The 8,916-nt window shown below is 44.6% G+C and carries 14 protein-coding genes; 9 read left to right on the forward strand and 5 right to left on the reverse strand.

The genetic code is table 11. From position 1 onward, the window contains the following. Positions 1-91: 91 nt before the first annotated feature. The gene (locus CAG69_RS15185; RefSeq protein ID WP_053807552.1) at positions 92-379 is read right to left on the reverse strand and encodes a hypothetical protein; all 288 of its coding nucleotides are present in this window, start codon (positions 377-379) and stop codon (positions 92-94) included. 414 nt (positions 380-793) lie between these two features. Here CAG69_RS15185 and fliD point away from each other — a divergent pair, with 414 nt between their 5' ends. The 9 genes from fliD to CAG69_RS22570 all read left to right on the forward strand — a co-directional run bounded on the left by fliD (position 794) and on the right by CAG69_RS22570 (position 7,401). Further along, entirely contained in the window at positions 794-2,131 is a 1,338-nt protein-coding gene (gene fliD / locus CAG69_RS15190) for a flagellar filament capping protein FliD (protein ID WP_104970451.1), read from the forward strand. A 19-nt stretch (positions 2,132-2,150) separates the two neighbouring features. Continuing rightward, positions 2,151-2,537 (forward strand): flagellar export chaperone FliS, encoded by a 387-nt coding sequence (fliS, locus tag CAG69_RS15195; protein WP_005375014.1) that lies wholly within the window; start codon positions 2,151-2,153, stop codon positions 2,535-2,537. Then, positions 2,521-2,841: a hypothetical protein gene (locus tag CAG69_RS15200; RefSeq protein WP_005398525.1), complete on the forward strand. Its 321-nt coding sequence runs from the start codon at positions 2,521-2,523 to the stop codon at positions 2,839-2,841. Before fliS ends, CAG69_RS15200 begins: the two co-directional genes overlap by 17 nt. Further along, positions 2,838-3,911, forward strand: a complete 1,074-nt coding sequence (locus CAG69_RS15205; RefSeq protein ID WP_161444929.1) for a flagellar hook-length control protein FliK — start codon at positions 2,838-2,840, stop codon at positions 3,909-3,911. Before CAG69_RS15200 ends, CAG69_RS15205 begins: the two co-directional genes overlap by 4 nt. Before the next feature lie 22 nt (positions 3,912-3,933). Next, positions 3,934-4,434 (forward strand): flagellar basal body-associated FliL family protein, encoded by a 501-nt coding sequence (locus CAG69_RS15210; protein ID WP_005398533.1) that lies wholly within the window; start codon positions 3,934-3,936, stop codon positions 4,432-4,434. A 12-nt stretch (positions 4,435-4,446) separates the two neighbouring features. Beyond that, on the forward strand, positions 4,447-5,175 hold the full coding sequence (locus CAG69_RS15215) for a FliA/WhiG family RNA polymerase sigma factor (protein ID WP_161444931.1): 729 nt from the start codon (positions 4,447-4,449) through the stop codon (positions 5,173-5,175). Between the two features lie 10 nt (positions 5,176-5,185). After that, positions 5,186-6,043, forward strand: coding sequence for a flagellar motor stator protein MotA (gene motA / locus CAG69_RS15220; RefSeq protein WP_005396580.1), 858 nt, complete (start codon positions 5,186-5,188; stop codon positions 6,041-6,043). After that, entirely contained in the window at positions 6,043-7,035 is a 993-nt protein-coding gene (locus tag CAG69_RS15225) for a flagellar motor protein MotB (protein ID WP_161444933.1), read from the forward strand. Before motA ends, CAG69_RS15225 begins: the two co-directional genes overlap by 1 nt. A 78-nt stretch (positions 7,036-7,113) precedes the next feature. Continuing rightward, positions 7,114-7,401, forward strand: coding sequence for a hypothetical protein (locus CAG69_RS22570; RefSeq protein WP_031780567.1), 288 nt, complete (start codon positions 7,114-7,116; stop codon positions 7,399-7,401). On the opposite strand, the gene CAG69_RS15235 is transcribed toward CAG69_RS22570, so the two are convergent. The 4 genes from CAG69_RS15235 to CAG69_RS15250 all read right to left on the reverse strand — a co-directional run. Beyond that, positions 7,398-7,616 (reverse strand): DUF6500 family protein, encoded by a 219-nt coding sequence (locus CAG69_RS15235; RefSeq protein ID WP_114322771.1) that lies wholly within the window; start codon positions 7,614-7,616, stop codon positions 7,398-7,400. The two genes, CAG69_RS22570 and CAG69_RS15235, sit on opposite strands and share 4 nt — an antisense overlap. A gap of 10 nt (positions 7,617-7,626) precedes the next feature. Continuing rightward, a complete protein-coding gene (locus CAG69_RS15240; protein ID WP_005396583.1) occupies positions 7,627-8,004 on the reverse strand; it encodes a PH domain-containing protein in 378 nt (125 codons plus the stop codon). 107 nt (positions 8,005-8,111) lie between these two features. Beyond that, positions 8,112-8,327, reverse strand: coding sequence for a TIGR02450 family Trp-rich protein (locus CAG69_RS15245; RefSeq protein ID WP_005396585.1), 216 nt, complete (start codon positions 8,325-8,327; stop codon positions 8,112-8,114). A gap of 139 nt (positions 8,328-8,466) precedes the next feature. Next, the coding region (locus tag CAG69_RS15250) for an HPP family protein (protein WP_161444935.1) at positions 8,467-8,916 on the reverse strand (450 nt) is incomplete at its 5' end.

An 8,916-nucleotide genomic window follows, 5' to 3' on the forward strand; every position in this document is an offset into this window, starting at 1 on the left:
CTACCTGGTATGGCAATGTCTCTACTTCGTTAATAACGAACTAGAAATAACATATACCAAAATAAAAAGCCTCCCTATGGGAGGCTTTTTATCACCTGCGAATATAAATATAGCTTTTATTCCCACGTTGCTCTTCCGGTACTCTAAAACCTATTTTCCGCATTATATTATGAAGTACTTTATTAAATAGCTCCAACTCAACTGTCTCGCTTCCCTGTCCTTGCTGATATGTTTTCAACTCAGGGAACTTGGATATCGCTTCTTGTAGGATACTTGCTAGTTCATCTGAATTAATATTTTGTTTGCTCAGTAACTTAGCACTAATAAACGTTTCGTAAGATCGAGCACATTTCATCAGCCGCAAAACAAATTCATTCATTTCTGCCGTTCTTATCTAAGTGTAAAACTAACGTTGGAAAAATATCTTCAAACACCAAATACATACAAAGTTAAAGATACCAAAAAGCGAAATCCCACTATGTAGGAATAGTCCCAATAAAATAGCAGGAAGAACCTAAAACACCGCACTATTGATAATTTACTTAAACTCCCTCCCCCCTAAAGTGGATTAAATAATTTAGTTTTTTAGTCGCCTTGTCTTATAAGGAAACACTAGATGTTTTCTAGAGGAAGGCGGAACACACTAGGTGGAAAATCTACTTCCTCTCAAATCCAGATAACATCGTAAGTTTATGTTTTAAAAGCTCATTTTAATTGGGCACGTATCTTGCGATAAGACATATATTCCAGGCATAGAGTTACGCCAATTACCGATGAGAGAGGGAATAAGCTCGTGAGTTCATTAGATCCAATATCCATGGCAACTAAGTTGGCTACGTACGACGTTCAACCATTTAAACAGCGCTATCAGTTACAAGCCGATAAATACCAATCTCAGTTATCTGCCTTGGGCAAAGTTGAAAGTGCAATGCGTGAGTTCCGAACTGCTCTCAAAGAGATGAACAGCAGTACTAGCAGCATCATTAAAAACTCAACAAGCATTTCTCAAGAAGGTTACTTTACAGCTAATGCTGACGCAAAAGCGCTATCCGGTAGCTACCAGATTTTCGTTGAACAAGTTGCAACATCACATCAAGTCTCTACAGGCATGCCTGCAGACCTTGACGCCACTACAGAGGTTCCGACTTCAGGAACTCTCGAATTCACCATCAACGGTGAAACGATGACACTTGATCTATCAACAGTCGATACCGACGGTGATGGTACAGCAACAATAAGTGACTTAGCGACTGCAATTAATAACGACAGCGATAACCCAGGTGTAAATGCAACCTTAGTGCGCTCAAACGGCCAGACTCACTTTATGCTTTCAAGCACTGAAACTGGTGTTGCTAACCAAATCAACGTATCGGCGTCTGGTACTGGCCAAGCCTGGTTTGAAGATGCATTCACAAACCTCAATCAGATAAGTGCTCCACAGGATGCTGTGATTTGGTTAGGAGCAGAAGGCACTGGGCTAAAACTAACAAACTCAAGCAATACGTTTGAAGGTGTTATCGATGGCGTAGATATTACCGTTACCAAGGCTCAAACCTCAGGAGAAACCGCTATTGGTTTAGGTATCGGAGCTGACGACGAAGCAACAAAAGAGCAGCTCAATAAGTTCGTAGAAGCCTACAACACATTGATATCTGCGATTGATGAACACACTCAAATCGGCGGCGAAGATAAAAAGCGAGGCGCTTTGGCAAGCGATCCAACTATGCGTTCGATTGAAAGCCAGTTAACCAGCCTGGTTCGAGGTGAGCACGGCGGCATGCGCTTGAGCGAAATCGGTGTGACATTGGACCGCAATGGCAAAATGAAAGTGGACCAAGAAAAGTTTGCCGAGGCACAAAAAAACAACGGTGCGGGCTTGGAAGCGATGTTCAATGGCGACGGCGCTTTGCTCGACTCTATTGATGCTATGGTCGAACCATTCCTCAAATTCTCTTCTGGAGCGTTCAAATCTCGTAAAGAATCGCTACAAGCAAACATTGATCGCATCTCAGATAAACAAACTACTTTAGAGCGTAAATACGACATGTCGTACAAGCGTTACCTAAAACAGTTCACTCAAATGAATACATTAATGACCCAAATGAACCAAACCATGTCAATGTTTGGCTAAGGCTTTAGGAGAATATCTCATGCTTATGGACTCTGGCTATGACTCGTACCAACAAGTCGATCTCGACGCGCAAGCGGCAGCAGCAAACCCACACCAATTAGTCATTATGTTGATCGATGGCTTACTTGATGAAGTTGAACGTATTCGTGGCCATTTGGCTGCGAATCGCTTGGCTGAGAAAGGTAACGGAATCAACAAATGCATGAACATCTTGATTGGGCTCACAAGCGCTCTAGATGATGAGAATGGTGGCGAAATTGCTGAAAACTTACGCCAGCTGTATGACTTCTGCCAAGTTGAGCTTTATTACGCCAGCGTGCAGAACGATGCGAATCGCTTGGTTAATGTCGAGCGTGTAATGGGTAACATTCGTGAAGGTTGGATGAATTTTGGACAACAAGCATAAAGTGTCGCCAGAGCGATTTCGTCATTTATCTCAGCTCATCCAATTCGCTACAAAAACAGCAGATTGGCATGCGCTTAAGCGCTATGACTTGCAGTTGCGAGAGCTATTGATCAGTCACAAACCTTTTTTGAAGGATCCTAAGCTTGCACCTGAAATTCAACGTGCCAAAACCGTTCATGCAGATGCATTCGCTAGATTAGAAAAGTCGAAGAACGAGTTAGAAAAAGAGATGAACATGGTCAATGACCATCAAGAGCGCGCTATGGCCTATCAATTAGCGATGACCATGGAGCTAACTCAATGATCGTATCTCCTTCAACTCAAATATCCGGCAATGCATCACCTGGCCATGAAGGCAACATAAAACAAGCAAGAGCTGTACACGGTTTTTCTCATAACCCTATGTCTGAGCATAGCCAGTATGACGGCCAAGGTTTCGCCTCAGCTTCAACCGTGCCGAGTTTTCATCTTACCGCTCCAGCTTTGGACAGCGAAGAAAAAGCGCATGCTCGTGGTTTGGATACTGACGAACACTCGGCTTCTGAAGCAGATGCTCACCTGACAAGTACACTGGGTTCAACAGAATCACCTGATCTTGCTATGCAAGCTCAGGCTCTAACCCAGAGTATGCTCACTATGGCAGAAAAGCAGTCGGGTCAATTCGGAAAAACTCCGCCTTTATCGGTAGCTAACGATGTTAAGTCTACAACACAAGACTCAAATAACGCCTTGCTAAACACCTCTATAAAGCAACAAGAGGTGCAACAAAGCCAACCGATGTCATCGAACTCGCGTCTATCAATCTCCAGTGCCGACTTTCAGACCCTATTGAGTCAACCAGCTCAAGGGCAACCAACGGCCTCACCACTCCAAGGACAAACACCAACGCCACAAGCCCCGAACACCGCCGTTGCCACGAGTCATATTCAAACTCAAGGCTCTGAGTGGGCGGCTGTGCGCGTTGACACCAGTGCTGGGAAATGGGGAGAGCAAATGATGCAAGTTCTGCATGACCGTGTGACTCTTCAAGCGCAACAAAATGTACAAGAAGCCAAAATCCGCCTCGACCCACCGGATTTAGGTAAGCTGGATTTACTTGTACGTGTTGAAGGCGACCGACTAAGCGTGCACATCAATGCCAATGCAGCCGCAACACGAGAAGCTTTAATGCAAGTGTCTGAGCGTCTACGCACAGAACTGCAAGAGCAAAACTTCGTCCATGTCGATGTCAACGTGGGCTCTGATCAAAGCCAGAGTCGCAATGACCAACATACAAATGAAGAAGACGCCACTATTTTCGCAGCACGAGAATCTGGTGCATTCCAAACTACAACAACAAACTATTCAGAACACTGGCTGAACACTCAAGCCTAGTTAATCCTCGAGGAAAAAGGTTATGACCAAACAACAAATGATCGCCCTGTTTATCGCCATGATCATCACCAGCGCCCTCGTTTCGGCCGCCACGATTATGGGCGGAATCTGGTACTTAAACAAACACGCTCAAGAGTCACCTGACTCTGGTTCCTTGATCGATGATTCTCCATTGTCATTTTTAGTCACAGAAGAACCGACAAGCAAAGGTCCTAGCTTCCATCCTTTAGACAAAGTCGTTTTAACCGTGAAAGGTAAAAAACAGACTCACTTTGTCATGCTAGAACTAGCAATTGAAACACGCCGTCCTGAGCGCATCAAAGACATTGATGAATACATGCCAATGGTACAAAACTCATTATTAAAATTGTTTAGCGACAAAACATTTGATGAGTTACAGCAAGCGGGTGCCATCGATATTCTGCAAAACGAAGTAAAACAAACGCTTTTACTGGCTTTTGCTAAGACAGACATCGTTCGCGAAATCGACGATGTTTTGTTGACTAAATATGTTGTGCAATAACGGAGCACAACCATGTTAGACATGAATATACAAGACACCTATACCATAGAAGAGGAAGTGACGACGCCATCACGCCCAATTGATGAAAATGCACTGCTGCAACGTCATCAAGTTATGGTGAAACGCGTCGTTAACCAGCTACGTGTTCATGCCACTTCTCACTGTAGTATTGAAGATATGCAGCAAATTGGCCTTATCGCTCTAGTTGAAGCTGGACGCCGATACGGCGATGTTGACGATCCTCATTTCCCTGCCTTTGCCGTGTGTCGCGTTCGAGGTGCAATTTTAGACGAATTACGCCGGCTAGATTGGCGCTCACGTAAAACTCGCCAACAGGCTCACGAACTCAACGACGTGACTCGAGATCTCACACGCTCTTTAGGTCGGATGCCTACGGATGCAGAAATCATCCAAGCCTTGGGGACGAATGAGCAGGACTATTACAACCGCCAAAATGCCGCCCTTGCGGGAGAGATGCAAAGCCTTGACCAACTGATGGAAAGCAGTGGTGATAGCTATATTGGCGGGCAATATGATGGCATGGAACATGAGCATATTCGTCGCAGTTTAGATAGCGCTTTAGGCAAATTGCCGAAGCGTGATCAGTTGCTGCTTACTCTGTTCTATCAACATGAACTCAACTTACACGAAATAGCTCTGGTATTGGATCTGACACCACCTCGTATATGTCAGCTTCACAAACAAGCGCTGAAACAACTCAACCAATTAATGTCCTCTTAGGAGTCACAAGATGCAAAAGTTTTTTGGAGTCCTCACTATCCTGGTGTGCGTCTTCGGTGGATACATGTGGGCCGGCGGTAACTTAGGCGCTATCTGGCAACCAGCCGAATTCCTTATCATCATTGGCGCTGCTGCTGGTTCTTTGATCATCGGTAACCCACCTCACGTACTGAAAGAAATGCGTCGCCAAGTGCCTGCGACCATTAAAGGTCCAACAGAAGAACATGAGTACTACATGGAATTAATGGCGCTACTCAATAACTTGCTTGAGACAGCGCGCAACCGTGGTTATAAGTTTCTTGACTCTCACATTGAGTCGCCAGAACAGAGCTCTATGTTTCTCGCTTACCCGACGATTGCAGAGGATCATCGCCTAATTTCTTTCATTACTGATAATTTACGTTTAATGGCAATGGGACAAATGTCGCCTCATGAATTAGAGGGACTGCTAGAGCAAGAAATTGAAGCTATCCAAAACGAAATGCTTTTGCCTTCACGCTCACTACAGCGTACAGCAGAAGCACTACCTGGCTTCGGTATTCTTGCAGCAGTTGGTGGCATCATTATCACCATGCAGGCCATTGATGGCTCAATCGCTATGATTGGTTATCACGTTGCAGCAGCTCTCGTAGGTACATTCATTGGTATTTTCGGTTGTTACTGTGGTTTAGACCCACTAAGTAACGCCATGGCTCAGCGAGTAAAACGTAATATGACTGCTTTTGAATGCGTACGCGCAACCTTGGTTGCCTACGTAGCGAAGAAGCCGACATTGCTCGCCATTGACGCTGGTCGTAAACATATTCAGCTAGACATCAAACCAACATTCAACCAAATGGAGAAGTGGTTAGCTGAACAGGAGGGATAATGCAAAAACAAGAGCATGTAGTGTTCAAACGTGCCAAAGTACACAGCCATGATGAACCTCATGGCGGCGCGTGGAAAGTCGCGTTTGCTGACTTCATGATCGCCCTAATGGCGCTGTTTCTTGTGCTTTGGGTTATGCAGGTGGTAGACAAAGAAGAGCGTAAAGCAATTGTCGCCCACTTACATAGCTCAAGCGTATTCGACAAGAGTTACGGTAATCCATTTGATACTTCACAAAGTATCTCTCCTATTGACTTGGCACAGGACTCTTCTGTGCCAAGTAAACACAATTCCAACCACGTGGTAAGCTCATACTTTCGAGGTGACGGCGATGGGCCAGAAATCGACTCGTTGATTCCTGGTAACTTCGATACTCAGGAGCAACTTGCAGCGTTGGCGAAAGTCATTGAACGAATGACCGCTCAGATTAACGCACAAGGAAATGTCAACGTCACCGTGACCCCACAAGGCCTACGTATCGTCCTTCAAGATGATTACAAACAGCATATGTTCAGTCGTGGTGGCGCAGAGCTGACCCCTTTCTTCGAAGACTTATTACTTGCACTTGCGCCTGTATTTCAGCGTGTGAACAACCCACTGATCATCAGCGGACATACGGATGCGATTCCATTTAAAAAACGCTTTGGTCGTCAATCAAACTGGGCGCTATCTGCATCTCGAGCTGATGTCGCAAGAAATACGCTGGTTGAAGGTGGCATGCCGGATGATCGAGTCATGCAGGTCACAGGCATGTCGGATAGAGCACTGCTTAACCCTGATGAACCAGATTCAAGCGAAAACCGCCGTATCGAGCTGTTCGTTTTAACGACGCCAGCAGCCAAAGTACTCGAAACTCTTTTTGGTAACCACCAAGAAAGTGAACTGCAAAAAGCGAAAGATAAAGCCGAATTTAACCAACCAGTCATTCGACAAGAAGTCATCAATTACTCGGGTGATACGGCCACCAACGAAGTAAATATTCAAGAATTATAACCTCAAAAGGTCACCTCGCCTGATGGTGACCTTTCTAACTGAAACCTCTGTTACTGTGACTTTTTAGTTGAGTTCTATATGCACATAACACCTTCCGAAAACAAAAAACGCGATCTGTTGAAGAAAGCCTTTTTATGGTTAATTGTCTTCGACTACCTTTTATTGGCGTTTTTCTTAACTCAGCTGTCCAGTTTAACGCTTAACAGTGGGACTATGATCAGTATGCTGCTCGTCGTCTACAACGTCTTACTCGTTTCTCTGTGCTTTCAAAGAACCAATAAACAGGACTCTTATATTATCTACCCTGTTTTATCCGCGACGTTGTTGGCATTTGTCTGCTTTCTTTATTTCTTTTTTTTAATTTAGATACCAGACTCCACCATTGATTTGATTTTTAATGCTTTTTCGAAGTGGTCGAGCCGATGGGTCTGAATCCACCACGTAGCTGCCTCCATCAACTGTTCAGGATCATCATTTTTGTTGGCGAAAAACGCATAAAATGAGAGCCCAACCTGCTCACCTTTGCTTGCGATCTTTTTGTCACAGACCTCTATTATTTTGTCTCTCAATGAAGCTCTCATTTCTATTCCCTTACGCTAGTACATACTCGCTAACCATACGGTTGAAAGAAATCAGATCAAACGAACCTTTAATTTCAAAACGTACTCTTCCCACCTCACTCATGAAGAACTCAATTTCACAATCTAAGTCAAAAGTACCAGACGTCTCGATAGAAAATGCATTGATCTTGCTATAAGGCAGCGACGTGTAATCCACTTTTGAGCCCGTAATCCCTTGCACATTCGCCGCAATCACTCGCTTGTTGGTAAACACCACTTGGTCGCGAACCGTTTTAAAGCCCGCAAATACCGACTCGCCATCAATAAGAAACTTGTGAAAATCTTCCCTAACTTTTGATACCTCAATGGGTTTAAGCTTAAACACTGATGAATTGTCGAAATCGATCATAGTCATTCCTTTTTAGTTGACAGCGTATAAACTCAACGTAGCAGATACACAGACCGTTGCCTATCAGTTAAGTACCTCAAGCCTAGGAAAAAATTCAACAAAGTGCATTACTTCCACCCTTGCCGCCATAGCTCTGGGTCTTTCAGCTCTTGCCAGTTCATCTCTTGCTCACGTTTACTCATAACCGCCTCAATGACACATTTCACAACATTGCCTTCTTCATCCAGCTCCATTTCTGTTACGACAAAGTGCTTCTCTTTATTTTTAGGTGACGTCGCCGTCCATTTGCTGTGCAATAGCTTCTTGGGGTGAATTTTATTCATAGTGGTATACCAATTTAACTAACATCTTTATGTATACGACTGAATAACAAGAGAGAATCAGATTTTATTTTTAAGCCTCCACGAAAAGAAAAAGCCGCAAAAGAGGTCATCCCCTAATGCGGCCTTACTTGCATCCCAATTAGGTCTTTTGACCGTTCAAACGAGGGGTTAAGTACTGACTCTGTAGTAACTGCAACGCCTTACCAACCAGCACAATCACCACCGCGCCGATCAGTACTGGCGTGAACAAAAAGCTCCACCCCTGCCCAGAGGCCATGATCAAGATAGGATTTGCGCCCGCAGGTGGATGCGTTGTCTTCGTAATCAGCATTGCTGACACTCCTAACCCAGTCGCAATCGCCAGCGTGATTGGCGTGATCTCAACGTATTGACTAAACGCAATACCGATAGATGCCGTAATGCAGTGACCAATGATCACATTTTTTGGTTGAGCGAGAGGGCTGCTAGGCACCCCAAACACCAACACCGCCGTAGCACCAAATGGCGCCATGAGAAGTACAACCTCAGTAAGAGACACCTCGGCGTAAGACAACACACCAATAGCCAATGTCGCACCAAGCCCCGCGAC

Source organism: Vibrio sp. V43_P6S15P86 (assembly GCF_009904725.1).
Classification (GTDB): Bacteria; Pseudomonadota; Gammaproteobacteria; order Enterobacterales; family Vibrionaceae; genus Vibrio; species Vibrio diabolicus.

Coding starts and splice junctions, on each gene's coding strand:
- CAG69_RS15185 (WP_053807552.1), bottom strand. CDS start 379: ATGAATGAATTTGTTTTGCGGCTGATGAAATGTGCTCGATCTTACGAA.
- fliS (WP_005375014.1), top strand. CDS start 2,151: ATGCTTATGGACTCTGGCTATGACTCGTACCAACAAGTCGATCTCGAC.
- CAG69_RS15205 (WP_161444929.1), top strand. CDS start 2,838: ATGATCGTATCTCCTTCAACTCAAATATCCGGCAATGCATCACCTGGC.
- CAG69_RS15210 (WP_005398533.1), top strand. CDS start 3,934: ATGACCAAACAACAAATGATCGCCCTGTTTATCGCCATGATCATCACC.
- CAG69_RS15215 (WP_161444931.1), top strand. CDS start 4,447: ATGTTAGACATGAATATACAAGACACCTATACCATAGAAGAGGAAGTG.
- motA (WP_005396580.1), top strand. CDS start 5,186: ATGCAAAAGTTTTTTGGAGTCCTCACTATCCTGGTGTGCGTCTTCGGT.
- CAG69_RS15225 (WP_161444933.1), top strand. CDS start 6,043: ATGCAAAAACAAGAGCATGTAGTGTTCAAACGTGCCAAAGTACACAGC.
- CAG69_RS22570 (WP_031780567.1), top strand. CDS start 7,114: ATGCACATAACACCTTCCGAAAACAAAAAACGCGATCTGTTGAAGAAA.
- CAG69_RS15235 (WP_114322771.1), bottom strand. CDS start 7,616: ATGAGAGCTTCATTGAGAGACAAAATAATAGAGGTCTGTGACAAAAAG.
- CAG69_RS15240 (WP_005396583.1), bottom strand. CDS start 8,004: ATGATCGATTTCGACAATTCATCAGTGTTTAAGCTTAAACCCATTGAG.
- CAG69_RS15245 (WP_005396585.1), bottom strand. CDS start 8,327: ATGAATAAAATTCACCCCAAGAAGCTATTGCACAGCAAATGGACGGCG.